22 protein-coding genes are annotated in these 25,855 nt (G+C 65.5%); 8 read left to right on the top strand and 14 right to left on the bottom strand.

What is annotated here, in order from left to right:
• Positions 1-14: 14 nt before the first annotated feature.
• Positions 15-500, bottom strand: a complete 486-nt coding sequence (locus tag ACQR0W_RS20995; protein ID WP_315753536.1) for a hypothetical protein — start codon at positions 498-500, stop codon at positions 15-17.
• 163 nt (positions 501-663) lie between these two features.
• Here ACQR0W_RS20995 and ACQR0W_RS20990 point away from each other — a divergent pair, with 163 nt between their 5' ends.
• Positions 664-1,536 (top strand): GNAT family N-acetyltransferase, encoded by an 873-nt coding sequence (locus ACQR0W_RS20990; protein WP_410051239.1) that lies wholly within the window; start codon positions 664-666, stop codon positions 1,534-1,536.
• Between the two features lies 1 nt (position 1,537).
• Here the strand turns inward: ACQR0W_RS20990 and ACQR0W_RS20985 are convergent, their stop codons facing one another.
• The 5 genes from ACQR0W_RS20985 to ACQR0W_RS20965 form a co-directional block, all read right to left on the bottom strand.
• Positions 1,538-1,900 (bottom strand): VOC family protein, encoded by a 363-nt coding sequence (locus tag ACQR0W_RS20985; RefSeq protein ID WP_315753540.1) that lies wholly within the window; start codon positions 1,898-1,900, stop codon positions 1,538-1,540.
• 87 nt (positions 1,901-1,987) lie between these two features.
• Complete coding sequence (locus ACQR0W_RS20980) at positions 1,988-2,992, bottom strand: SDR family oxidoreductase (RefSeq protein ID WP_316166145.1); 1,005 nt, start codon at positions 2,990-2,992, stop codon at positions 1,988-1,990.
• A gap of 206 nt (positions 2,993-3,198) precedes the next feature.
• Complete coding sequence (locus tag ACQR0W_RS20975; protein ID WP_315753544.1) at positions 3,199-3,627, bottom strand: GlcG/HbpS family heme-binding protein; 429 nt, start codon at positions 3,625-3,627, stop codon at positions 3,199-3,201.
• 167 nt (positions 3,628-3,794) lie between these two features.
• A complete protein-coding gene (locus ACQR0W_RS20970; RefSeq protein ID WP_316186987.1) occupies positions 3,795-6,752 on the bottom strand; it encodes an FAD-binding and (Fe-S)-binding domain-containing protein in 2,958 nt (985 codons plus the stop codon).
• A gap of 113 nt (positions 6,753-6,865) precedes the next feature.
• Entirely contained in the window at positions 6,866-7,624 is a 759-nt protein-coding gene (locus ACQR0W_RS20965; RefSeq protein ID WP_315753548.1) for a GntR family transcriptional regulator, read from the bottom strand.
• A 127-nt stretch (positions 7,625-7,751) separates the two neighbouring features.
• On the opposite strand from ACQR0W_RS20965, the gene ACQR0W_RS20960 reads away from it, so the two are divergent.
• From ACQR0W_RS20960 to ACQR0W_RS20935, 6 genes are all read left to right on the top strand, one after another.
• The gene (locus ACQR0W_RS20960; RefSeq protein WP_316186986.1) at positions 7,752-8,957 is read left to right on the top strand and encodes a pyridoxal-phosphate-dependent aminotransferase family protein; all 1,206 of its coding nucleotides are present in this window, start codon (positions 7,752-7,754) and stop codon (positions 8,955-8,957) included.
• Positions 8,958-9,165: 208 nt separating this feature from the next.
• Positions 9,166-10,359 (top strand): pyridoxal-phosphate-dependent aminotransferase family protein, encoded by a 1,194-nt coding sequence (locus ACQR0W_RS20955; protein WP_316195783.1) that lies wholly within the window; start codon positions 9,166-9,168, stop codon positions 10,357-10,359.
• Entirely contained in the window at positions 10,359-11,156 is a 798-nt protein-coding gene (locus ACQR0W_RS20950) for an enoyl-CoA hydratase/isomerase family protein (protein WP_316166149.1), read from the top strand. The genes ACQR0W_RS20955 and ACQR0W_RS20950 overlap by 1 nt, the downstream gene beginning before the upstream one ends.
• 133 nt (positions 11,157-11,289) lie before the next feature.
• Positions 11,290-12,276 (top strand): tripartite tricarboxylate transporter substrate binding protein, encoded by a 987-nt coding sequence (locus ACQR0W_RS20945; protein WP_315825115.1) that lies wholly within the window; start codon positions 11,290-11,292, stop codon positions 12,274-12,276.
• Between the two features lie 32 nt (positions 12,277-12,308).
• On the top strand, positions 12,309-12,851 hold the full coding sequence (locus ACQR0W_RS20940) for a tripartite tricarboxylate transporter TctB family protein (RefSeq protein ID WP_315753558.1): 543 nt from the start codon (positions 12,309-12,311) through the stop codon (positions 12,849-12,851).
• A 119-nt stretch (positions 12,852-12,970) separates the two neighbouring features.
• A complete protein-coding gene (locus ACQR0W_RS20935) occupies positions 12,971-14,491 on the top strand; it encodes a tripartite tricarboxylate transporter permease (protein ID WP_315712921.1) in 1,521 nt (506 codons plus the stop codon).
• 61 nt (positions 14,492-14,552) lie between these two features.
• On the opposite strand, the gene ACQR0W_RS20930 is transcribed toward ACQR0W_RS20935, so the two are convergent.
• Positions 14,553-17,612: an autotransporter outer membrane beta-barrel domain-containing protein gene (locus ACQR0W_RS20930; protein ID WP_316186984.1), complete on the bottom strand. Its 3,060-nt coding sequence runs from the start codon at positions 17,610-17,612 to the stop codon at positions 14,553-14,555.
• Positions 17,613-18,262: 650 nt separating this feature from the next.
• Here ACQR0W_RS20930 and ACQR0W_RS20925 point away from each other — a divergent pair.
• Positions 18,263-18,469, top strand: coding sequence for a hypothetical protein (locus tag ACQR0W_RS20925; RefSeq protein WP_316186983.1), 207 nt, complete (start codon positions 18,263-18,265; stop codon positions 18,467-18,469).
• Between the two features lie 39 nt (positions 18,470-18,508).
• Here ACQR0W_RS20925 and ACQR0W_RS20920 read toward each other — a convergent pair whose 3' ends face one another.
• The 7 genes from ACQR0W_RS20920 to ACQR0W_RS20890 all read right to left on the bottom strand — a co-directional run bounded on the left by ACQR0W_RS20920 (position 18,509) and on the right by ACQR0W_RS20890 (position 25,830).
• On the bottom strand, positions 18,509-18,670 hold the full coding sequence (locus ACQR0W_RS20920; protein ID WP_315712919.1) for a hypothetical protein: 162 nt from the start codon (positions 18,668-18,670) through the stop codon (positions 18,509-18,511).
• Between the two features lie 167 nt (positions 18,671-18,837).
• Positions 18,838-20,028, bottom strand: coding sequence for a CaiB/BaiF CoA transferase family protein (locus ACQR0W_RS20915; protein WP_316186982.1), 1,191 nt, complete (start codon positions 20,026-20,028; stop codon positions 18,838-18,840).
• 137 nt (positions 20,029-20,165) lie between these two features.
• On the bottom strand, positions 20,166-21,386 hold the full coding sequence (locus ACQR0W_RS20910) for a phenylacetate--CoA ligase family protein (protein WP_316169713.1): 1,221 nt from the start codon (positions 21,384-21,386) through the stop codon (positions 20,166-20,168).
• A gap of 125 nt (positions 21,387-21,511) precedes the next feature.
• Positions 21,512-22,348 (bottom strand): ABC transporter ATP-binding protein, encoded by an 837-nt coding sequence (locus ACQR0W_RS20905; protein ID WP_315712917.1) that lies wholly within the window; start codon positions 22,346-22,348, stop codon positions 21,512-21,514.
• Between the two features lie 166 nt (positions 22,349-22,514).
• Positions 22,515-23,801, bottom strand: a complete 1,287-nt coding sequence (locus tag ACQR0W_RS20900) for an ABC transporter substrate-binding protein (RefSeq protein WP_316169712.1) — start codon at positions 23,799-23,801, stop codon at positions 22,515-22,517.
• A gap of 58 nt (positions 23,802-23,859) precedes the next feature.
• Positions 23,860-24,933 (bottom strand): branched-chain amino acid ABC transporter permease, encoded by a 1,074-nt coding sequence (locus ACQR0W_RS20895; RefSeq protein ID WP_315712915.1) that lies wholly within the window; start codon positions 24,931-24,933, stop codon positions 23,860-23,862.
• A 3-nt stretch (positions 24,934-24,936) separates the two neighbouring features.
• The gene (locus ACQR0W_RS20890; protein ID WP_316169711.1) at positions 24,937-25,830 is read right to left on the bottom strand and encodes a branched-chain amino acid ABC transporter permease; all 894 of its coding nucleotides are present in this window, start codon (positions 25,828-25,830) and stop codon (positions 24,937-24,939) included.
• Positions 25,831-25,855: the final 25 nt, after the last annotated feature.

Genomic DNA, 25,855 nt, shown 5'->3' with positions numbered 1-25,855 from the left:
ACTGACTTCCGCGTTCACAGGCAGGCGTCATGATGGCTTGCTGTCACCTCTGTGATCGCTCCTGCATCGTCTGACTTCCAGGTCACGTCGATCGTCTGCACACAGGCTGGATTGCCCCATCGATAGAAATGGACATTGGCGGTCTCGGACGTTCGGCATGGTGCATGAATCTCTCCCAGCCGCACCACGATATGTCCGTCGCGGACGCAATCCGGGAACGGTTCGAATCCTTGCTTCAGCAGCGTTGCTGTCAACATCGCGGCTGGTGTTCCGGATGGGAATTCCGCCTGAAGGTGGGCCGTGAGCCGTTTTCCGCTCTCCACTGATTTGAGCCAGGAGTCCGCAACGTCGTTCTCGAACATCGGAGGTGGCCGTGTATTCATGAACAGCGGCGAGGTGAGTATTGAAAGAAATAGAACGGCGGCCGGTGGATTGAAGATGGCGATGAAAGCTGACCCCGTCGCGAGCAATGCGGCACTGGCCATGAGGCCACGCAGCATCCATGTCAGCCACCGAGGGCGCATGCGATCGGTTTGTGCGTTTCGTCGTATCATGGGAGATGAACGTTAGCCCTGCGCAGCGTTGTGCGCAACGATCGCAATATTCCCGCCCAAGGGCATCTTTGTTGCTGCGAAGGACGGCAGTTGGCGCTAGCGTTGTGAGATGATGCAAAGTGGCCCAATTGCAACCGACGGCCTTCTCATCCGGCCGATGCGGCCGGAAGAGATTCCGCTGGCCATCGACTGGGCGGCGGCCGAGGGCTGGAATCCCGGCCTGTCCGACGCCGCGTGCTTTTCCGTGGTCGATCCGCAGGGATTTCTCATCGCCGAACGTGACGGTGTGCCGGTCGCGACGGTGTCCTGCGTCAACTACGACGAACGCTTCGCGTTTCTGGGCTTCTACATCGTACGTCCTGATCTGCGCGGGCATGGCTATGGCCTGCGGCTCTGGCAGGCTGCGATGGCGCATGCGGGATCGCGTGTCGTCGGCCTCGACGGTGTCGTCGCGCAGCAGGACAATTATCGAAAGTCCGGCTTCAAATATGCCTATGCCAATGTCCGCTATGGCGGGAAGGCCGCTACGGTGCTGCCGGCTGCTGCGCGATCGGACTTCGTTGCGCTGAGCGACGTGCCGCTGGCCGACATCGAAGCCTCCGACGCGGCTGTGTTTCCGGCGTCGCGCCGCGCGTTCCTGCAGGCCTGGATCGGAGCCGCCGGCCATGTCGGCCGCGCTGTCATCCGCGATGGCGCGCTTGCCGCCTGGGGCGTGATCCGGCCGTGCCGCACCGGCTCTAAGATCGGTCCGCTGGTCGCGCACAGCCGGGCCGATGCCGAGGCCATCGTCTCGGCGCTGCTGAGCGAGATCGGCGACTCCGAGGTCTTCCTCGATGTGCCGGCGATCAACCCGGAGGCGGTGGCGCTGGCGGAGAGTCTCGGGCTGAAGCCGGTGTTCGAGACCGCGCGCATGTACACCCGCCCGATCGCGCCACTACGCATCGAGCGGCTGTTCGGCGTCACCACTTTCGAGCTCGGCTAGCTCATTTGTCGAGCGGCCGCGCGAAGCTCAATTCGTGACCGTCGGGATCGGTGAGATGGAAGTAGCGCTCGCCCCATTCGGCGTCGCGCGGCGTGGTGGAGGGCGAGAAGCCGGCGGCCAGCGCCTTGGCGTAGACGGCGTCGACGTCCGAGACATGAAAGATGATGCGGCCCCACCAGCTCCACTGCTTGTCCTCCGGCATGGCGATCAGGTTGAGATAGCCCGCGCCGACTCGGAAGGTCGTGAACGGGGTGTCGGCGCCGCCATACGGGATGTCGTCGAAGCCGAGCGCGCGATAGAAGGCGACCGCGCGGGCCATGTCATGGGTGGCAATGGTGATCGCGCTGATGCTTTCGATGGTCATGCAGGCGCTCCGGACGGGAATGGATAGCGCGGAGCAGAAAAGCGCATCTCGCCGGTGTCACGCAAGCACCGCGTTGCAACGCGCGGCCTAGCGCCTCCCCCGCCGGCTCAGCGTCGCTCCCAGCGCAAAGAAGACAGCGGCCCCGATTGCGACGGTCGCGGCGCGGGCCACATCGCCGGGCACGAGCATCGCGTGCAGGGCCGCGCCACGGCTGAACGAGCCGCGTGTGCGGTGCAGGCGTGTAACCGGGTGATCGAGATTGTCGGTGCGGTCGGGCACCAGCGGCACGTCGGTCTGCTGCCCGGCGATCGCCTTGGCGGCGAGGTAGCGGTCGAGCAAAGCCGGGGCGACGGCGTTGCCGAGGATGGTCAGCAGCGTCGGCCAGCCGATCCAATATTCGCGGAAGCCGCCATCGGCAACGCGATAGACGGCGTCCGCGATCACCTCAGGCTCCACCGGCCGGCCCATTGGCCGTGGCGTATGCGCAAGGTGCGCGCGAGCCCAGTCGAATTGCGGTGTGTTCACCGCGGGCAGATCGACGATGCAGAGCGTGATGCCTGAGCGCTCGTGCATCAGCTCGGCCCGCAGCGAGTCGGTGAAGCCCCGGATCGCATGTTTGGCGCCGCAATAGGCCGCCTGCAGCGGAATGCCGCGATAGGCGAGCGCCGAACCGATCTGGATGATGCGGCCTTCGCCGCGTCGGCGCATCGATCGCAGCGCCGCCATCGTGCCGTGCACGAAACCGAGATAGGTCACCTCGGTGACGCGGCGGAATTCCTCCGGTGTGATGTCGGCCACGGTCGAGAACACCGTTTCCATGGCGTCATTGATCCAGATGTCGACCGGACCCAGGCGCTGCTCGAGCCGCTCGGCAGCGTCGAACAGGGCCTGCGCATCGGCGACATCGACGGCCTCGTATTCGGCATGGGCAAACCGCGCCTGCAGCTCGCGCTGGACGTCGCGCAGCGCATGCTCATCGCGCGCGATCAGGCCGATGCGATCGCCGGCCTCGCCGAAGCGGTTCGCGATGGCACGGCCGACGCCGGCGGAGGCGCCAGTGATGATGATGGTGCGAGCTCGTCTGCGAGGCATGTCCGGTTCTCCACGCGCCCCGTCGTACAAACGTGCAGCAGCCGGCAATGTTTCGGGCCGGTCAAGCCGGCCGAATGAATTCTCCGTCAGCCGCGATCTGAGCCGTGGAATTCGACGCATGATCGATCAGGCTTCGAGAGGGCGGCCAGCCCCCTCGAGATTGTGGGACGGAAAAGCTCGCTGAGCTTTGCAGGTGCGACCGGAGCTCAGCCCGGATTGGCCTTGAGGCCGGCGGCCTCGATACCGGCGACGGCGCAGATCTCGTCATTGTCGGAGCTGTCGCCGGAGACGCCGACGGCGCCGACGAGCGTCGTGCCGTCCATGATCAGCACGCCGCCGGGCACCGGGACCATGCGGCCCTGGGCCAGCGTGTTCACGGCGTCGATGAAATAGGCCTGCTCCTGGGCGCGCTGGAACAGGGCGCGGGAGCCGAGGCCGAGCGCCAGCGCGCCATAAGCCTTGCCATGCGCGACCTCGGCCCGCATCAGGCTGGTGCCGTCCTGGGCGGCGGCGGCCTTCAGGCAGCCGCGGGCGTCGAGCACCATCACGGCGAGCGGCTTGAGCTTCTTCTCGATGCCCTTCGCGAGCGTGGCATCCAGAATCTTGCGAGCGGCGTCGAGCTTGAGATCGGCCATGTCGGTGTCCTTTGCGATTTGTGATGAAAAGTCGGCTCTATCATCCGTCATTGCGAGCGAAGTGAAGCAATCCAGGACGAAAGAAAAGGTCTGGATTGCTTCGTCGCTACGCTCCTCGCAATGACGAACATTGAGGTCGCGCTCCGCGGCGTCCGGTCTCTCGTGACCTACGTTGATGCTAGCGCCCGCTCCAGGCTCATCGCCAGGAGCTGCGCGGCGTGAACGGCACCGCGGGCGGCGCCGTCCTGGATCTGGTGGCGGCAGGAGGTGCCGTCGGCAACGATGAACGTTGCGGCGTCGGCGTTGCGCACGGCGGGCAGCAGCGACGCCTCCGCCATCTGCAGCGAGACCTCGTAGGTCTCCGCGCCATAGCCGAACGCGCCGGCCATGCCGCAGCAGGAGGATTCGATGGTCTCGACCGTGAGCTCCGGAATGAGTCGTAGCACCTGCTCGACAGGCTTGAAAGCGGCGAAGGATTTCTGATGGCAATGGCCGTGCAACAAGGCCTTACCGGGCAGGGGGGCGAGCGGCAGCGCCAGCCTGCCGCTCTCGGCCTCGCGCGCCAGAAACTCTTCCAGCAGCAGCGCGTGTGCGCTGATCGTTTTCGCGGTGGCGTCGTTGCGCAGCGACAGCAGTTCGTCGCGCAGCGTCAGCAGACAGCTTGGCTCGAGGCCAATGATCGGCACGCCGCGCGAGGCGAACGGCGCGTAGGTCTCGACCAGGCGCTGCAGCTCGGACTGGGCCTCGTCGACGAGGCCGGCGGAGAGGAAGGTGCGGCCGCAGCACAGGGCGCGGCCGCCATCGGCCGGCTTGGGCACGTAGACGCGATAGCCGCCGGCGATCAGCACGCGCAGCGCGGCGTCGAGATTTTCGCGCTCATAGACGCGGTTGAAGGTGTCGCCGAACAGCACGACCTCGCGGCCATCAGCCGGACCGAACGCGTCGGCGTCGACGCGGAAGGTGTCGGTGCGGAAGGCCGGAAGCTTGCGCTTGGCGCTGATGCCCGCAACGCGCTCCATCAGCACGCGCAGGGGCGCAACATGATTGCGCAGGTTCACGAGCGGCGCGATGCGGGCAGCCATATCGGCATAGCGCGGCAGATAGGCGACGAGCCGGTCGCGCAGCGTGAGGCCATGCGTCGTCGCCCGGGCCGCCAGCACCTCGATCTTCATCTTGGCCATGTCAACGCCGGTCGGGCACTCGCGGCGGCAGGCCTTGCAGGAGACGCAGAGCTTCAAGGTCTCCATCATCTCGTCGGACGACAGCGCGCCGGGACCGAGCTGGCCGGAGATCGCGAGCCGCAAGGTATTGGCACGGCCGCGCGTGACATCCTTCTCGTCGCGGGTGGCGCGATAGGACGGGCACATCACGCCGCCGTCGAGCTTGCGGCAGGCGCCGTTGTTGTTGCACATCTCGACCGCGCCCTGGAAGCCGCCGGCGGCACCCGGATAGGCCGACCAGTCGAGCACCGGCTTGATGTCGTCGACGATGCGGTAGTCCGGCGGATAGCGGAACAGCGAGCGGTCGTCCATCCTGGGTGGATCGACGATGCGGCCAGGATTGAGCACGTTCGCCGGATCGAAGCGCTGCTTGACCTCCTTGAAGTCGGCGACGATGCGGCTGCCGAACATCTGCTCGTGGAATTCCGAGCGCACGATGCCATCGCCATGCTCGCCGGAATGCGAACCCTTGTACTCGCGCACCATGGCGAAAGCTTCCTCGGCGATGGCGCGCATCGCCTTGACGTCCTTCTCCAGCTTCAGGTTCAGCACCGGGCGCACATGCAGGCAGCCCTCGGAGGCGTGCGCGTACATCGTGCCGCGCGTGCCGTGCCTGGCGAACACCTCGTTGAGCCGCGCGGTGTAGTCGGCGAGGTGGGGCAGCGGCACGGCGCAGTCCTCGACGAACGACACCGGCTTGCCGGCCTCCTTCATCGACATCATCACGTTGAGGCCGGCGGCGCGGAAGTCGGCGACGGCGGTCTGAAGCGCAGGGTCTGATATCTCGACGACGCCGCCCCATTTGCAGATCTCGTTGCTCCAGGAGAAGCCGAGATCACCCATCAACTCGGAGAGCTGCTTCAGCTTGGCGAGGTTCTCGTCCTTCGTCTCCTCCGCGAACTCGACCACCAGGATCGCGTCGGGATCGCCGCGCACCGCCGCCGCGATCACCGGCTGGAACATCGCGATGTCGCGGCCCAGCCCGATCATGGTGCGGTCGACCAACTCGACCGCGATCGGCTTCAGCTTGACCAGATGCTGGGCCGCATCCATCGCCTGATAGAAGCTGCCGAAATGACAGACGCCGAGCACCTTGGTGCGGATCAGCGGCCACAGCTTGAGCTCGATCCGGGTGGAGAAGGCCAGCGTGCCCTCGGAGCCGACCAGCAGATGGGCCAGGTTGTTGGCGGCGTTGCGCGGCGTCAGTGCGTCGAGATTGTAGCCGCCGACGCGGCGCTGCACCTTGGGAAACCTGTCGGCGATCTCCGCGGCCTCGCGCTCGCCCAGCGCCAGCATGTCGCGAAACAACGTGCGCGCCCTGTCCGGCGCGCTGACGTCACGAAGGTCTCGCGCCACCTCGCCGAAATGCGCCAGCGTGCCGTCGGCCAGCGCGGCGTCGATGGCGATGGTGTTGTCGCGCATCGTGCCGTAGCGCAGCGAGCGGCCGCCGCAGGAATTGTTGCCGGCCATGCCGCCGATCGTGGCGCGGGACGCCGTGGAGACGTCGACCGGAAACCAAAGGCCGTGCTTCTTGAGCTGGCGATTGAGGTCGTCGAGCACGATGCCCGGCTCGACCACGCAGGTCCGCCCCTCGACATCGAGCGAGACGATGCGGTTCAGGTGCTTGGAGAAGTCGACGACGATCCCCTCGTTGACCGTCTGGCCGCATTGCGAGGTGCCGCCGCCGCGGGGCGTGACGATGCGGCCGTCGTCGCGGGCGATGGCGAGCGCACGCAGCGCCTCGTCCATCGTGCGCGGCACGACCACGCCCGCCGGAATGACTTGGTAGAACGAGGCGTCTGTGGCGTAGCGGCCGCGGTTGAAGCGGTCGAAGAAGACGTCGCCTGTCATCTCGGCGCGGAGCTTCTGTTCGAGCCTGGACGGACCGGCTTTGGCGTTCGGCATGGTGATCCCTGGTGGGGCCCGGCTGTCGTCCGGCGGGCGCTGTTCCGCCCGGTGTCATTCATTTCCGCAAATGCGTCAATCTGATTGCATGCAAATTTGCGCAATCCCCGGCGTTATTCGACCTTGTCTGGCTTGGCTGCCGCCAGCGGCGGCTGGCTCTCGGCGAAGTACGCGATCGCAGCCGCGCCCTTGTTGCGCAGATGCTGGAACAGGATGTCGGACAGCTCGCTTCCGGCGCGCCGGCGCAGGGCATCGAGGATCAGCTCATGCTCGCGCATGGCCTCGCTCCAGCGTTCGCGCTTGCGGGCGAAATTGGCCGAGAAGCGAACCCGGCGGATGCGGCCCGCCAGGCTCTCATAGGTCGCATGAAGGGTGGCGTTGGCGGCGGCGTCGACGATCGCCCGGTGGATCAACTGGTTCATGCGGAAATAGCCCTGCATGTCCTGCCGCATGTAGAATCCGTACATATCATGATGAAATTGCTCGATTTCCGCGATCGCTTCATCTGAAATCTTCTCGCAGGCGAGGCGTCCGGCGAGGCCTTCCAGGCCTCCCATCAGGTCGAACAATTCGTGGATGTCGGCGGCGCTGAGGGGGCGCACCCGGGCGCCGCGATTGGGCAGCAGCTCGACCAGCCCCTCGGCTGCGAGCACCTTGAGCGCTTCGCGCAAGGGGGTGCGGGACACCCCCAGCATTTCGCAAAGCTGCCGCTCGGACAGGCGTCCGCCGTCGGCGACATGGCCCTCGACGATGTAGTCGCGCAGCCGCGCCAGGATCTCGTCATGCAGCGAGGTCTCGTCCCGCGCAGGCACGGATCGACCGCTTGGCCCTGCCAAGGGTGGCGTCTCGATATCGGGAATCGTGGAATTCATCTTACGCATTGTAGCGGTAGTTACAGATGTGGTCGACCTCGTGCGTGCATGCGATTGAGCTCTTGCATGCTGAAGGATTGAATGCAATCATGGGTGCCAGAATGCCGTCGTCGCCCGGAGCTCTGTCGTGACCCGTCCCCAAGGCCGTCATTTCTTGCATATTCCGGGCCCGAGTCCGGTGCCCGAGCGGGTGCTGCGGGCGATGGATATGCCGGTGATCGATCACCGCAGCGCCGAGTTCGCCGAACTCGGCAAGGCCGTGCTCGGCGGCTCGCAGGCGATCTTCAAGACCACGAGCCCGGTGATCATCTATCCGTCTTCGGGCACCGGCGCCTGGGAGGCTGCCATCGTCAACACGTTGTCGCCGGGCGACAAGGTGCTGATGGTCGAGACCGGCCACTTCGCCACGCTGTGGCGGCAGATGGCGGCGCGGTGGGGAATCGAGGTCGACTTCATTCCCGGCGACTGGCGCCGTGGCGTCGACCCTGCCGTCATCGAGGAGACGTTGGTCGCCGACGCCGGTCATCGGCTCAAGGCGGTGATGGTCGTGCACAACGAAACCTCGACCGGCGCGACCAGCCGGATCGGTGAGGTGCGCGCCGCGATGGACCGCGCCAAGCATCCGGCGCTGCTGATGGTTGACACCATCTCCGGTCTCGCCTCGGCCGACTTCCGCTTCGACGAGTGGAAGGTCGATGTCGCCGTGTCCTGCTCGCAGAAGGGCTTCATGCTGCCGCCGGGGCTCGGCTTCAACGCCGTCTCGGACAAGGCGCGCCTTGTTGCCAAGGCCAACAAGATGCCGCGCTCGTTCTGGGATTGGGAGGACATGCTGAAGCTGAACGCGAACGGCTTCTTCCCCTATACCCCGGCGACGAACCTGCTCTATGGCCTGCGCGAAGCGATTGCCATGCTGCTCGAGGAGGGGCTCGACCAGGTGTTCGCGCGCCACCAGCGGCTTGCGGCCGCGACCCGCGCCGCGGTCGAGCATTGGGGTCTCGAGGTGCTGTGCCAGGAGCCGAAGGATTTTTCCCCGGTGCTGACCGCCGTGCTGATGCCGCCGGGCCATGACGCCGATCAGTTCCGCCAGGTCGTGCTCGACAATTACAACATGTCGCTCGGCTCGGGCCTGTCCAAGGTCGCGGGCAAGGTGTTTCGCATCGGCCATCTCGGCGAGTGCAATGCGCTGACCCTGATGGCGGCGCTGAGTGGAGTCGAGATGGGGCTGCGTGCGGTCGGCGTGCCGCATCGCGCGGGCGGTGTCGATGCCGCGATGGTGCTGCTGGATGAGCCATCGCAGGGCAATGCGCCGCGCCAGCTTGCGGCGGTGAAATGAGGCCAAACCGCGTGCAGCAAGCTGGGGCGTCCCGCTATGCCGCACTGCACAGAAGAAGGGGATTTGTGTGCATCTGAGGGATGTCAGCCCGGAGCGATCGGTGCTTGCGTCTTCTTTATTGACGCCAGCGGTCTGGCGGGAGAAAAGCGCGGCCAGCGCGTGGGATGCCACGTCCGCGCACCAACCAAATGACCGGGGATGGACGCCAATGACTGTGCACACGGGACGGCATTTTCTTCAGATTCCGGGACCGACCAACGTGCCCGACCGCGTGCTGCGCGCGATGGACATGCCGACCTTGGACCATCGCGGTCCGGAGTTCGCGGAGCTCGGCTTCGCCGTGCTGGCGGCCAGCCAGCGCATCTTCCGCACCAAGCAGCCGGTGATCATCTATCCGTCGTCGGGCACCGGCGCGTGGGAAGCCGCGATCGTCAACGCGCTCGCGCCCGGCGACAGGGTGCTGATGGTTGAGACCGGCCAGTTCGCTGTGCTGTGGCGGGGCATCGCCGACAAGTTCAAGCTCGACGTCGACTTCATCCCCGGCGACTGGCGTCATGGCGCCGACGTCGCGGCGATCGAGCAGCGTCTGGTCGACGACAAGGCGCACAAGATCAAGGCCGTCTGCGTCGTGCACAACGAGACCTCGACCGGCTGCCTGACGCCGCCGCTCGAGGTGCGCAAGGCGCTCGACCGGTCCGGCCACCCGGCACTCCTGATGGTCGACACCATCTCCGGCCTCGGCTCGATGGAGTATGAGCACGACGCGTGGGGCATCGACGTCTCCGTCGCGGGCTCGCAGAAGGGCCTGATGCTGCCGCCGGGCCTCGGCTTCAACGCCGTCTCGGAGAAGGCGCTCGCCGCCGCCAAGGCCAATCCCGGCATGCGCTCCTACTGGGACTGGCAGGAGATCATCACCTTCAACAAGCTCGGCACCTTCCCGTACACGCCGGCCTGCAATCTGCTGATGGGCCTCAACGAGGCGCTGAAGATGCTGGAGGAGGAGGGGCACGAGAACGTGTTCGCCCGCCACCGCCGCCACAGCCTTGCGACGCGCGCCGCCGTGAAGGCGTGGGGCCTCGACACGCAATGCGCCGATCCGCAGGCGCATTCGCCGGCGCTGACCGGCGTGGTCATGCCCGAAGGCCATGACGCCGATCAGTTCCGAAAGACCGTGCTGGAAAACTTCGACATGTCGCTCGGCACCGGCCTCAACAAGATCAAGGGCAAGGTGTTCCGCATCGGCCACATCGGTCATTTCAACGACCTGATGCTGATGGGGACGCTCGCCGGCGTCGAGATGGGCCTTGCGCTCGCCAATGTGCCGCATCGTGCCGGTGGCGTGCTCGCGGCAATGGACGTCCTGAAGGCGCGCGAGGCGGCGCCAATCCCGAAGGTGGCCTGATGACCGCGCCTGTGACCGGCTCCGACGATCTGATCTATGCCGTCGACGACGGCATCGCCAAGATCACCTTCAACCGGCCGCAGGCGCGCAACGCGATGACCTTCGCGATGTACGACCGGATGGCCTCGATCTGCGAGGCCATCAATGCCGACCGGTCGATCAAGGCGCTGATCCTGACCGGGGCCGGCGACAAGGCGTTTGCCTCCGGCACCGATATCTCGCAATTCCGCGCCTTCAAGACCGCGCAGGATGCGCTCGACTACGAGGCGCGGATCGACCGCGTGCTCGGCACGCTGGAGCTGTGCCGTGTGCCGGTGATCGCGGCGATCGCGGGCGCCTGCACCGGCGGCGGCGCCGGCATCGCCGCCTGCTGCGACATCCGCATCGGCACCGAGACGACACGTATCGGTTTTCCGATCGCGCGCACGCTCGGCAACTGCCTGTCGATGTCGAACATCTCGCGCGTGGTCTCCTTGATCGGACCGGCGCGCACCAAGGATCTGATCTTCAAGGCACGGTTGGTCGAGGCGCCGGAGGCGCTCGCGCTCGGTCTGCTCAACGAGATCGTGCCCGACGTCGAGACGCTGCAGACACGCGCGCTGGAGACCGCGAGGCTCATCGCCTCGCACGCGCCGATCACCCTCGAGGTGACCAAGGAGGCGGTGCGCCGCATTCGCCGGACCCTGTCGCGGGACGAGGGCGAGGATTTGATCCTGCGCGCCTATATGAGTGAGGATTTCCGCGAGGGCATGGAGGCGTTCCTCAACAAGCGGACGCCGAACTGGAAAGGCAAGTAGTCCAATGCCGTGCTTGCGACCTTATGCCGAGGAACATGAGGCCGCATCATGCTTGTGTTCTTGAACTGACCACAATAAGCCAGCAGTATCCTGGTAGGATGCAAGCTGGCGCTTCGAACGGGGAAGAAAACACGTGCGCAAACTCATCAAGATCGCGGCCGCAACGGCGGCCTTTTTTGCAACTGCGCCCGCCTTTGCCGGCTGGGAGCCGACCAAGCCGGTCGAGATTGTCGTCGCCGCAGGCGCTGGCGGCGCATCAGACCAGATGGCGCGGATGATGCAGGCTGCCATTCAGAAGAACAATCTTCTGAAGCAGCCGGTTGTCGTGTCGCTGAAGGGCGGCGCGTCGGGCGCCGAAGCCCTGATGTACATGAAGTCCAGCGACGGCGATCCGAACAAGATCCTGATCGCCTATTCGCTGATCTACATGCTGCCGCTGTCGGCCAAGCTGCCGTTCGACTGGCACGAGCTGTCGCCGGTCGCGGTGATCGCACTCGATCAGTTCGTGCTGTGGGACAACGTCAACGGCCCCAAGACGGTGAAGGAGTTCATCGAGGCTGCCAAGGCGTCGAGCTCGCCGTTCAAGTTGGGCGGCACCGGCTCCAAGCGCGAAGATCACGTGCTCACGGTCTTCATGGAGAAGAAGACCGGAGCCAAGTTCTCCTATCTGCCCTACAAGTCGGGCGGCGAGGCTGCGACCCAACTGGTCGGCGGGCACACCGAAGCGAACGTCAACAATCCTTCCGAGAATCTCGAAGTCTGGCGCGCCGGCCAGGTGCGTCCGCTCTGCGTGTTCGACAAGGAGCGCATCTCCTACACGACCAAGGTCACGGAGACGCAGTCCTGGAACGACATTCCGACCTGCAAGGAGGAGGGGCTGGACGTGCAATACCTGATGCTGCGCGCGATGTTCCTGCCGGGCAAGGTGACGCAGGAACAGCAGGAGTTCTACGTCGACCTGTTCAGCAAGCTGGTGCAGACACCGGAGTACAAGGACTACATGGAGAAGCAGGCGCTGAAGCCGATCTTCCTCACCGGCAAGGACATGCTGCAGTTCCTCGAAGAGGACGGCTCGCTCAACAAGCAGCTGATGACGGAAGCCGGCTTCGTCGCCAAGTGAGGCTGGGCGGGGCGAGGGGATGAGGAGGATCGATGTCCAACGCTGAGCTCGAGATTGCCGTCGACGATCCGACCGCGCCGGAGGAGAATTCTCCGGCCGTCACCTCTACCCGGACCGTCGACGTCGCGGTGTCGCTGCTGCTGCTCGCGCTCGCGTCCGTACTCGCCTGGGACAATTGGCGGACCGGCGCGTCCTGGGACTCGACCGGTCCGGAGCCCGGCTACTTTCCGTTCTATCTGTCGGTGATCCTCGGCGGCGCCAGCCTTTACGGGATCGGTGCCGCCTTCCTGTCGAGCAAGGAAGCGGTCGAGACCTTCGTGACGCGCGCGCAACTGCGGCGCGTGATGGCCGTGTTCGTGCCGACCTTGTTGTTCTGCATCGCGATGCAGTTTCTCGGCATCTATGTCGCGAGCTTCCTGCTCATCGCCGGGTTCATGCGTCTCGTCGGCAAGATCGCGATCTGGAAATCGCTGCTCACGGCGTTCCTGTTCAGCGCCGTGATGTTCGTGACGTTCGATGTCGTGTTCGACGTGATCATGCCGAAGGGCCCGCTCGAAGCGGCGTTCGGGTACTGACACCGGTCTCTCCCCCGTCATTGCGAGGAGCAACGCGACGACGCAATCCAGGGCTGCGCACTCGACTCTGGATTGCTTCGCTGCGCTCGCAATGACGAGGAAACAGTTGGAATGAAATCATGGAAGCCTTGGGTCTGCTGCTGCACGGGTTCGCGGTCCTCCTGACCTGGAAGACGCTGCTGCTGATGATGGTTGGGCTCGTGCTCGGCGTCTTCGTCGGCGTGCTGCCCGGGCTGGGGGGGCCCAACGGCGTCGCCATCCTGCTGCCGCTGACCTTCTCGATGGACCCGACCTCGGCCATCGTGATGCTGTCCTGCATCTACTGGGGCGCGCTGTTCGGCGGCGCCATCACCTCGATCCTGTTCAACATTCCCGGCGAGGCGTGGTCGGTGGCGACCACTTTCGACGGCTATCCCATGGCGCAGCAGGGCAAGGCAGCGGAGGCGCTGACGGCCGCCTTCACCTCGTCGTTCATCGGCTCGCTGGTCGCGGTGATGCTGATCACCTTCCTGGCGCCCTGGATCTCGTCGTTTGCGCTGAAGTTCGGTCCGCCTGAATTCTTCGCCGTGTATCTCCTGACCTTCTGCTCATTCGTGGGCCTGGGACGCGAGGACAAGCACAAGACGGTCATTGCGATGGCGCTCGGCCTGCTGCTTGCCGGCGTCGGCATGGACACCGTGTCCGGTCAGTTGCGGATGACCTTCGGCTCGACCGATCTGTTGCGCGGCATCAACTTCCTGGTCGCGGTCATCGGCCTGTTCGGCATCAGCGAGATCCTGCTGACGATGGAGGAACGCCTGGCGCTGCGCGGTCACGCCGCCGCGATCTCCTTGCGCACGGTGCTCGCCGTCTGGAAGGACCTGCCGAAATACTGGATGACCCTGCTGCGTTCCTCGGTGATCGGCTGCTGGCTCGGCATCACGCCGGGCGGCGCGATCGCGGCCTCCTTCATGGGCTACAACCTCGCCAAGCGATTCTCCAAGAATCCGGACAGTTTTGGCAAGGGACGCATTGAGGGCGTGTTCGCGCCTGAGACCGCAGCGCATGCCTCAGGCACGGCGGCGCTGTTGCCGATGCTGGCGCTCGGCATCCCCGGCTCGGGCACCGCGGCGATCCTGCTCGGCGGCCTGATGGTGTGGGGCCTCAATCCCGGCCCGCTGCTGTTCGTGGAGCACAAGGACTTCGTCTGGGGCCTGATCGCCTCGATGTATCTCGGCAATGTCGTCGGCCTCGTGCTCGTGCTTTCCACCGTGCCGATCTTCGCCTCGATCCTGCGCGTGCCGTTCGCGGCCGTGGCGCCGATGATCGTGGTGTCCTGCGCCATCGGCGCCTACGCGATCCAGAACGCGATGTTCGACGTCTGGCTGATGCTCGGCTTCGGCGTCGTCGGCTATGTCTTCAAGAAGATCAAGATCCCGCTGGCGCCGTTCACCTTGGCGCTGGTGCTCGGCAGCCGTGCCGAGGACGCGTTCCGGCAGTCGATGATCATCTCCGGCGGCAACATGAAGGTGTTCTGGGCGAACGGGCTGGTGGGCACCATCACGACGCTGGCGATCGTGCTGCTGTTCTGGCCGCTGATCGATCGTGTGATCGCGACCTTCAGCAAGTCGGGAGCGCCGGCCGCGAAGGCCGAGGCTTAGTACGGTTGTCGCTGATCACCCCTGCCAGCTGGACGCCTGCGCTCGATCGGCTACGCCGCTCCTACCACGCGTAGCGCACGCTGCCCTTGCCGGCATAGGAACGGGTGACGCTCGAGAACTCGCCTTCGAACGTCGCCACGGCGCTCCAGCCGTTCTGCCAGCTCATCTCGACCGAGGTCGTCGTCAGCGCGGAGTCGCGCGCCTGCGCGGCGCCGTTGACGACGAAGCTTGCGCCCTGCAGCGTCTGGAACGTCGCCGCGACCGAACGATCGGGATTGAAGTCGTGCGCCCAGGCGAGGCGGCCGCGCAAGGTGAGGGCGCCGTCTGCCAGCGCGTAGGACTTGTCGGTGCGCAGGCCGAACTCGGTGCGTGTGTCGGTGACGGTCTTGCCGGTGTAGCTCAGTGCGAAGGTCGACGTGCCGGAGATGGCCTGCTCCACATAGGCCGGTAGGCGCAGGCTCGTCACCTGCGCAGCCGCGTAAGGCGTCAGGCCGATGCCGCCTATGGGAGCGACGAAGCGCGTGCCGCCCTCGATGCGGCCGATCCAGGCATTGGCTTGATAGGTCGCGCGCAGCCGGTCGACACCGGAGATGGTGACGGTGCGATCCGCGGTGACGTCCTGCCAGCCATAGGCCAGGGCCGCTCTCAGATAGCTCGGGCCGATATGATGATGCAGATAGGCGCCGGCCTGGAACAGATCGGAGCGGCCGGAGCCGAGGCCGTTGACGCTGAAGCTGGTGCCGCCGCCGCCGAGCGCGAAGCCCGCAATCGTGCGCGGTGCGATCCGGTAGTCGGCGCCGACGGCGGTGCCGGCGATGCGGCTGGTGGTATCGTTGGAGCCGACGACTGCATTGCCGCTGGTCGTTTGCGAGCCGCCGAAGCCCGCCGCCCAGACATTCCAGCGCTGCGCAAACTCGGCCGGCCTGTCGTCAGTCAGCATCGCGAAAGCATCGGTGCGCTTGCGGGATGTGTCAGCATAGCTGATCGCGCCCCCGCCGCTGGCTTGACCTTGTGCGAAGGGATCGGTCAGCAGGCTGGCGAACTGGCTCATGGCGTTGAACGTGGTCTGTTGCACGCCGGTGGCGCTCTCGCCGGACGCCTGCGTGAGGCCCGCCTGGTTCAACTTGCCGAACACGACGGGAATATCGCCGGTGCGATCGAAGAACACCGACAGCGTATCGCCGACCGTCTTCTGATTGCCGTTGAGTCCGCCGGGCACGGCGAAGGCGAGGATCAGATCGAGATAGACGTTGTTGGCGTCGTAGCTCAGGCTGGTCTTGAAGCCGGAGGGCAGGTTGGTCTTCACCACCGATCCGAAGCCGCCCGAGATGCCGCCGCTCGTGGTCAGGATGGTGTAGCGCTTGTCGATATAGCCGCCGCCGGTGCCGAACACGGCGTTGACGGTGGCGCCGCCGAGGGTGGCCGTTCCGGTGACGCTCGCGAATGAGGCCGTGGTCGGATCGAGCTGCACCAGATAGTACGCACCGGACTGGAAGGCGAGATTGCCGACGATGGTCATCGACGAGCCGGCGGTGCCATTGCCCGGCGCCAGCGTGCCGCCGGCATTGATGCCGACCGTCATCGGCGGATCGACGAGACCCGCACCCGTCAGGGTGCCGCCGGCATTCACGGTCACCCCAGAGGTGTTCGTGATCGCACCTTCGACGTCGAGCACGCCGCCGTCGATGGTCGTCGCCCCGGTGTAGCTGCTGGTGCCTGACAAGGTCAGGATGCCTACGCCGACCTTGGTGAGCCCCCCCGTGCCCGAAATCGTCCCGCTGAGTGTCGCGTTGTTGCCGTTGGTATCGAACGTGCCGCCGCCGGCATTGAGGGTCACGGTCCGGCTGGAGCTGAAGCCGGCGAGATATTGCAGCGTGCCGCCACCGAACGACATGCTGCCGGAAGCATCGCCGAGATTGGCATCTGATGACACCGCGAGCGCGCCCTGGTTGATGCTCCACGGCGTAACCGCGGTCGTCGTGCCGGCCAGCGTCCAGGTCGCGGTGCCCGTCTTCACGAAACTCGAGAAGCCCTGGAATTGTGCGGTCGCGCCGATCGTGGAAACGTCGAAGCTGCCGTTCGCGGCGCCACCGAGCCGGAACGTATCGGTGCCGGTGCCGACGACGTTGCCATTGATGATCGAGCTCGCCCAGATCTCCAGCACGTTGCTGCCGCCGGTGAAGCTGATGGCGGCGGGGGCTGCGAACAATCCGAAGCCGTTACCGCGCGAGATCGTGCCGCTGTTGATGATCGCGAGATTGGCGCCGATGACGCCCGCACCGGCCGTTCCAGCCGTGCCGGAGTGACTGGTATCCGTCGCGCCGGCCACGCCTGCGTCGCCGCCGGTGATGGTGCCGGAGTTGATCAGCGTGCCGCCCGCGGCGAAGGCGACGCCGGCGGCACCACTACCACCGTCACCACTCGCATTCGGTTGGGTGCTGGATGGCGCGTCACCACCATTTCCGCCGCCACCGCCTTTGATGGTGCCGGCGTTGTTCAGCACGACGCTGCTTCCCGTCAGAAAGATACCGTAACCGCCCTGGCCGCCATTGCCGCCCCAGCCATTCACGACGACATTTAGCGAGGCAGCCGCGCCGCCATTGCCGCCCTTGCCTCCCGTGATGCTGCTGCCATTGCTGTAGGTGAGCCCGTTGCCATCGACGACCACCCCGTATCCGCCGGCGCCGCCGCCGCCACCGCCGAAATCCCCGGTGGTGGCGCCGCCACGTCCACCATTGCCGCCGGACAGCGCTGCGGAGTTGCTCGTGTCCGTGGTTACGACGGCGCCATGTGCGCCACCGCCACCTCCGCCTCCGCTGTGAATCGAGAAGCCGCTTTGACCGCTTAGTCCGTTGGCGCCCGGACCGATCCCGCCGCTGCCACCCGGTGCGGCACCGGTCGAATCGCTGCCGCCGGCCCCGCCGAGTGTGCCGGCGCCGCCACCGCCGCCGCCTCGGGTAGGAATAGGTGCATTGGCGCCGACATTTCCAACGGCCGTGGCCGAGCTGGCACCGCCATTGGCGAAGGTGTCCTGGCTGCTGCCGCCGGCGCCGCCTCTGGTGGCCTGCGCAACGGCTGGCGCCGCCGCAAGCACCGGGGTGACCAGCGCGGCCGCTGACAACCAGCACAACCGCCTCGAGCGCGAGACCGTATGGGGACCGGATCGGTTTGCGATCAGCACGTCAGCCTTTGCATCTTCGCGATTGAATCCATGTCGTGCAGGCGCCGTCAGGCGCCTCCAATCGTGCCAGACGGCATATCGCAGCCAAGATCGCCTCGGCGGGTACTGTGATTTTTTGGGTGGATTTCGAGACGGCCTAAGTTCGTCGCTGCCTGTGACCGTCGTGCAACATTCGATACGAACCAGCCTCCGCCTCCGGTTGTGCGTGGTCGTTCCGCAACCGAATGGCGCGCATGCGGCGGGCTTGTGCAGCATGGGCTGTGGCATCAGCGATCCTGCCTCGGACGCTGCGGATAGACCGCGACGAGCACCTGAATTGCCCAGATTCTCCCTGCGCGTCAGCCTCGCGGACCGAGCCGGCCAAACGCGGCGGGTGAACAGGCCACACGCTGAGGCTCCAACGACCATCGGCATCAGTTGCGAGTTTCTGATTGGGACCATGCCGTAATTGGTTTGCGGATTGTGGTGGATAGGGCTTGGCTGGGAACACCAAAACAATCGTACCGATGTTCGAAGCCGTCGGGCGCTTCTCCAGAGGTTGTGTCTTTGCGATGACAGCATTTTAGGCAGAGCGGTGATAGGCTCCATTCATGGGCAGATATCGTTCTGCTCACGCGCGGTGCCTGATCTCTGGTCATCGCGCCCTGATGTTTCCTCCCGAGACGATCACCTTGCCCGGCGCGTGCGTCGGGCTTTTTTTTGCGTTCGGCGGATCAGAGTTTGCAGCTCATCCCGCCGCCCTCGAAAAGAAAAAGCCTCCGTCCGGCTTTCGGAACGAAGGCTTCGAGCAAAGATGATGCAGGTCAGCGGGCGCGCGGACCCGAGGCGAGTCAGCCTCAGTGGGCCTTCTCCGCAACCGGCATGTGGTACCAGTCGGACTCGTTGTCGAGCATCGTTTCGTCGAACGGCAGAACGCCGACGTGATTCAGAGCGGCCGCGTTGACGTCGCGCACCATGTCCATCGCCGTCAGAAACTCGTTCAATTCCGTCGCGCTCATGGAAGGCTACTCCTCACACGCGCGGGCCGAAGGGGTCCGCGATCAACTGATGCGAAGAGATTAACGCGGTCTCCCTCTGGCCTCAATCCCGCCCAGGTCGAAGTTCCAACGTGGTGACATCTGGGCCACAGCGGCGGGATGCCGCAGCTTGGTCATATTGCACCTGCTCACACGACGCGGTGCAGCCGGAGATCGGCGATCTCGCCATCGGTGAAGCCGAACTCGGAGAGGATCTCCTCGGTCTGCTCGCCGAACTCCGGCGGCCGTGCCGCCATCCGGCTCGGCGTGCGCGACAAGGTGAAGGGCTGCGCCACCAGCGTGATGTCGCGGCCGTCGTCGCTGGCGACCTGCTGCGCCATGCCGAGATGCTTCACCTGCGGGTCCTCGAACATCTGATCGATCGCGTAGATCGGCCCGCAGGGCACGCCGGCGGCATTGATCTCGGCGACCCATTGCTCGCTCGTCTTCGCCAGCGTGCGCGCATTGATCTCGGCGTTGAGCGCATCGCGGTTCTTGGAGCGCGCCGGCGCGGTCGCGTAGTCCGGATTGTCGATCCATTCGGGCGCGCCGAGCGTCTGGCACAGCCGCTCCCAGATCCGCCCCCCCGTGGCGGCGATGTTGATGTAGCCGTCGGAAGTCTTGAACACGCCGGTCGGAATGCTGGTCGGATGGTTGTTGCCGGCTTGAGGGGCGACCTCCTTCTCCATCAGCCAGCGTGCGGCCTGGAAGTCGAGCATGAAGATCTGCGCCTGCAACAACGACGTCTGCACCCACTGGCCCTCACCGGAGACCTCGCGCTCGAGCAGCGCGGTGAGGATGCCCATCGCGCAGGACAGGCCTGCGGAGAGATCGGCGATCGGGATGCCCGCGCGCATCGGGCCCTCGCCAGGCGCGCCGGTGATCGACATCAGCCCGCCCATGCCCTGCGCGATCTGATCGAAGCCCGGCCGCTTCGCATAGGGGCCGTCCTGGCCGAAACCGGAGATGCTGCCATAGACGATGCGGGGATTGACGTTGCGCACGGCCTCGTAGTCGATGCCGAGCTTGGTCTTCACATCAGGGCGATAGTTCTCGATCACGACATCGGCCCGCTTGGCCAGCCGCATGAACACGTCGACGCCCTTTGGGTCTTTCAAGTTGAGCGTCATCGCGCGCTTGTTGCGATGCAGGTTCTGGAAGTCGGAACCGCGGCGCGGGCCGCCCAGGGCCTCGCCACCATCCTCCATCATGGCGTCGATCTTGATGACGTTGGCGCCCCAATCGGCGAACTGCCGTGCGCAGGTCGGGCCGGCGCGCACCCGCGTCAAATCGAGGACAGTGAAGCGGGACAGGGCTTTGGACGCGCGCGGAAAGGCCATGCGGACGAACTCCGAGAGAACGTGACATGGCTGTATAGGAGAGCGTGCGGGAGGCGACAATTGCGTGCGGGTGGTGCGGGCCGTCCCGCTCATGCCGCTGGCGCAGGGCTTCCTGCTACGGGAACAACGCGAGGACTTCACCGCTCGTCGGCGATCACCTTGCCGTCGTTGGGCAGCGTGCCTGGTGCGATCAGCTCGATGCTGCCGCCGAGCTTGGTGATGTTGCGCAGGCTGGCGGCGAGCGCGTCCTGCAGGCCATCTGATGGCGAGGCGCATTCCGCCTTCAGCGTCATCGCATCGGTCTCGCCGGCGCGGGTGACGACCAGGCGGAGGCGGCCGAGCTCCGGGTGGCGCTTGCCGATCTCGGCGACCTGCTCGGGGCGCACGAACATGCCCTTGATCTTGGTCGTCTGGTCGGCGCGGCCCATCCAGCCCTTGATGCGCATGTTGGTGCGGCCGCAGGCGCTGGTGCCGGGCAGGGCGGCGGTGAGGTCGCCGAGGGCAAGCCGAATCCAGGGATGGTGGCGATCGAGCGAGGTGACGACGATCTCGCCGACATCGCCTGGCGCCACCGGATCGCCGGTGCCGGGGCGGACGATCTCCAAGATCAAGTCCTCGTTGACGACCATGCCGTCGCGCGCTGCGGTCTCATAGGCGACGATGCCGAGATCGGCGGTGCCGAACGCCTGATAGGCATCGATGCCGCGCGCCTTGATCTCGGCCTGCAGCGACGGCGGGAACGCCGCGCCCGACACCAGCGCGCGCTTGAGCGAGGACACGTCGCGGCCGGCGCTGGCGGCGCTGTCGAGCAGGATCTTCAGGAAGTCGGGCGTGCCGCTGTAGCCGATCGGGCGATAGGCCTCGATCAACTCGAACTGCGCCTCGGTGTTGCCGGGGCCAGCCGGGATCACCGCGCAGCCGAGCGCGCGCGCCGAGGCGTCGAAGATGAAGCCGCCGGGCGTGAGGTGATAGCTGAAGGTATTGAGTACGATATCGCCGCTGCGGAAGCCCGAGGCGAACAGGGCGCGGGCGCCGCGCCAGGGATCGCTGTGCGCCGCCTCCGGTTCGAAGATCGGCCCGGGCGACGTGAACAGACGCGAGAACGCGCCGGGCGCCTGCGCGACGAAGCCGCCGAATGGCGGGGCCGCCTTGTGCAGGGCAGGCAGCTCGGATTTGCGCAGCACCGGCAGTTGCGCGAGCGCAGCGCGCGTCGTGATGTCCTGGGGATCGACGCCCTGCAGCAGCCCGGCATAGGCCGGCGCCTTCATCGCCGCGTGCAGCACGTCGGGCAGGCGGCCGAACAGATCCTGCTCGCGGGCTGCGGGATCACGGGTTTCGAGGGCGTCGTAGTGGGTCATCGTACCCAGTCCTTGAATCTTGCGGTCGTCATGCCCGGGCTTGTCCCGGGCATCCACGTCGTTCGTCGTTGCGGCTCGTGCGTGGATGGCCGGGTCAAGCCCGGCATGACGAGGAGAGAGTTCGGCTACAGCCACCGCTTCCGCCGCTTGAAGCTCTTCAGGTTCTTGAAGCTCTTGCGCTGGTCGCCGGCGCCGCCGAGGTAGAATTCCTTGACGTCCTCGTTGTCGCGCAAGCTGTCGGCGGTGCCGTCGAGCACCACCTTTCCCTGTTCCATGATGTAGCCGTGGCTGGCCACCGACAGCGCCGCGCGCGCATTCTGCTCGACCAGCAGGATGGTGACGCCGAGATCCCTGTTGATCTCCTTGATGATCGCGAACACTTCCTTCACCAGCAGCGGCGACAGGCCCATCGACGGCTCATCCATCAGGATCATCTTCGGCCGCGCCATCAGCGCCCGTCCAATCGCCAGCATCTGCTGTTCGCCGCCGGAAAGATAACCCGCAAGGCCGGTGCGTTCCTTCAGCCGCGGGAAATAGTTGAACACCATCTCGATGTCACTGTTGACCTCGCGATCGGATCGCGTGAACGCCCCGAGCTTGAGGTTCTCCAGCGACGTCATGTCGGAGACGATGCGGCGGCCCTCCATGACCTGGAAGATGCCGCGGCGGACGATCTTCTCCGGATCGATGCCGTCGATGCGCGTGCCGTCGAACATGATCTCGCCGCGCGTGACCTCGCCGTCCTCGGTCTTCAAGAGGCCGGAGATCGCCTTCAGCGTCGTCGACTTGCCGGCGCCGTTGGCGCCGAGCAGCGCAACGATCGCGCCCTTGGGCACGTCGAGGCTGAGGCCGCGCAGCACCAGGATGACGTCGTCATAGACGACCTCGATGTTGCGGACGGAGAGCAGCGGGGCTGCGCTCGCGGTCGCATTTGCATTGGGCTTATCGAGGGTCTCAACCATATCCGTTCACCTCACTGTCGTCCCCCGCGGGAGGCGGGGGGCCCAGTATTCCAGAGCCGCCGATGCTCGGTGGAGAAGCCGCGGCGTACTGGATCCCCCGCTTTCGCGGGGGATGACGATGGCGTGCGGAGCGGCTGCTGAGTTGATTCAGCGGCCGCCTGGCAACTTACCAACCCGCCCATTCCGCCTTGCGCGGCAGCTCGATGGTCTTGACCTTCTCGAGCTTGATCACGCCCTTGGCCATGAGATCGTTGAGGTCGCCATCGGTCGGGCCGGTCACCTTGGCGCGATAGAGGTCGACCTTCATCGTGCCGCGGTGATCCTTGTCGGTCCAGGTCGAGGGGCTGCAGACGCCTTCCATCCCTGCGGGCACCCAGTCCTTCTTCTGGTAGAAGCCCTTGGCGACGTTCTCGCCGGTGGCGCCGCCGTTCTTCGCAGCCCACTCGATCGCCTCCTTCATGTAGAGCGACGAGCAGACCGCGGCGACATAGTGCACCGGTCGATAGACCTTGCCGGTCGGGTCGGACATCTTGGAGATCTCCTGCACCGTCTTCATGCCCGGCGCGTCGCCGCCCCAGGCCACCGAGGTGCGCAGCGGAAAGACGACGCCGTCGGCGGCATCGCCCGCGGTCTTGGCGGCGTTCTCGTCCATGCCCCAGACGTTGGACAGGAATTGGACGTCGACGCCGGCATTCTTGCAGGCCTTCATCACCGAGATGTTGGAGGCCGCGGTGTTGCCCAGATAGGCGTAGTTGGCGCCGGAGCTCTTCAGGCTCAGGCACTGCGCGCTGTAGTCGCCGGGCGCCAGCGCGAACACCAGCGGCGGCAGCACCTCGAAGCCGAGCTCGGTGGCGAGCGCTTCGCCCGCGGCCTTCGGGGCGTTGGGATAGGGATGGTTGGCGCCCATGTGCACGAATTTCGGCTTGCCGGGCTTGCCCTTGGCCTTCCAGTCCTCGGCCGCCCAGGTCAGCTCGGCGCGCAGCGCGTCCGAGTAGCTTGGGCCGTAGAAGAAGTTGTACGGCGCGGCCTTGGCCTTGCCGCTGGTGCCTTCAGGGTCGGTCAGCGCGGCGGCGTAGGAGCCGGACATGTCAGGGATCTTGTCGTTGGCGAGGAAGCCGGTCAGCGCCTCGGTGTCCGCGGTGCCCCAGCCCATGATCGCCGCGACCTTGTTGTCCGGGGCCGACCACTTCTTGTACAGCGCGATCGCGCGCGGCACCTGGTAGCCGTAGTCGTTGCTGTCGACCGCGAGCTGCTTGCCGCCGATGCCGCCGTTCTTGTTGACCCAGGCGAAGGTGTCCATCACGGCCTGGCCATAGGGCGTGCCGACGTCGGACGTGCCGCCCGAGAGATCCTGCAGATGCCCGATTGCGATCTGCTGCGCCTGCGCGGTTGAGGCGAAGGCGCCTGCGAGCAGCGCCAGCGCCGCCGAGCCGAGCAATGATTTCATCGTCATAGTGCTTCCTCCTGTGATGCGTTCGGGCCGGATTGTCGCCGGTCCCTGTTGGTTGAGTTCAATGTGAGAACGGATAGAGCTTCCAGTATGTCTTGATCTGGCGCCAGCGATGCGCCAGCCCGTCGGGCTCGAACATCAGGAAGGCGATGATGATCAGGCCGATCGCGATCTCGCGCAAAAAAGTGATGTTGTTGTTGAGCGCGAGCGCCTTGTCGATCGCGCCGCCCTTGAGGTGGTGGCTCAGCCATTCCATCGATTCCGGCAGCAGAACGACGAATGCTGTCCCCATCAGGGTGCCCATGATCGAACCGGTGCCGCCGATGATGATCATGGCGAGAAACAGGATCGAGCGCTCGATGCCAAAGCCTTCCTGCGAGATCACCAGCTGGTAGTGCGCGTAGAGCGCGCCGGCAATGCCGGCGAAGAACGCGGCGAGGCCGAACGACAGCGTCCGGTACTTCGTCAGGTTGATGCCCATGATCTCGGCCGAGAGATAGTGGTCGCGGATTGCGATCAGCGCGCGGCCGTCGCGGGTGCGCATCAGGTTGGTGACCAGGAGGTAGCACACCACGACATAGGCCAGCACGACGTAGAAATATTGCCGGTCGCCGCGCAGCGTATAGCCGAAGATCGAGAACGGATTGGCGGAGGCCGGCACCGAGCCGCCGGAGAACCACTCGGCGCGGGAGAAGAAGTCGAGCAGGATGTATTGCGCGGCGAGGGTGGCGATGACGAGATAGAGACCCTTCAGCCGCGCCGCCGGAAGTCCGAAAATCAGCCCGACGAGTGCTGTGATCACCCCGGCGAGCGGGATCGCGAAGAACACCGGGATCGCGTAGGTGTTGTTGATATAGGCCGAGGTGAAGGCGCCGAGCAGGAAGAAGCCGGCCTGTCCGATCGAGATCTGGCCGGTGAAGCCGACCAGGATGTTGAGGCCTAGTGCGGCGATGGCGAAGATGCCGATCTGGATCGAGACCGACAGCCAGTATTCGGAGAACACCTGCGGCGCGAAGCACAGGAGGATCACGCCGGCGATCGCGAAATTGCGGCTGGTTCTGGTCGGGAAGATCGTGGTGTCGGCCGCGTAAGAGGTGCGGAAGTCGCCGGCGGGTATCGTGGAGCGCGCAACCATGATTCAGATCCGCTCGATGTCTTTGGTGCCGAACAGGCCGTAGGGCTTGATCATCAGGATGATGATCAGCACGTAGAATGGCGCGATCTCGTACAGATTGCCCCAGTGCAGATACTGGCTGTCGACATACTGCGCGATGTTCTCGAGGAGGCCGATGATGATGCCGCCGAGCACGGCGCCACCGACCGAGTCGAGGCCGCCGAGGATCGCCGCCGGAAAAACCTTGATGCCGTAGGCCGACAGGCCGGAGGAGACGCCGTTGACCACGGCGACGACAACACCGGCCACGGCCGAGACCGTTGCCGAGATGGCCCAGGCCATCGCGAACACGTTCTTGACGGAGATGCCGAGCGACTGCGCGACCTGCTGGTCGAAGGCGGTCGCCCGCATCGCCAGGCCATATTTGGAGGCCTTGAAGAACCAAGCCATGCCGAGCATCATCAGGACCGATACCACGAGGCTCATGACGTAGACCGTCTGGATTTGAAGTCCGAACAGGTCGACGGACGTGCTGGCGAACACTGGCGGGAACGGCTGGGGGTTGACGCCGAACATCCATTTCAGCGCCGCCTGAAACACGGTCGAAAGGCCGATCGTGACCATGATGACGGAGATGATCGGCTCCCCGATCATCGGACGGAGGATCACGACCTGGATCGCGATGCCGAACGCGAACATGAAGACCAGCGTCAGCGGCATGCCGACCCAGAACGGCACCTGATATTTCGTCAGCAATGCCCAGCACACCCAGGCGCCGATCAGCAGCAGCTCGCCTTGCGCGAAATTGACGACCTGGGTCGCCTTGTAGATCAGCACGAACGACATCGCGACCACGCCATAGAGCGTTCCGACGACGAGGCCGTTGACCAGGAGCTGGATGAGGAAGGCGGTGTTCATGATCGTTCTCACTCGTCACCGCCGG

This window comes from Bradyrhizobium sp. HKCCYLRH1034 (assembly GCF_051168375.1).
In the GTDB taxonomy this organism is placed as follows: Bacteria; Pseudomonadota; Alphaproteobacteria; order Rhizobiales; family Xanthobacteraceae; genus Bradyrhizobium.
Note: the sequence above shows the minus strand (reverse complement) of the source record. Positions and strands in the feature narration are given on the sequence as shown.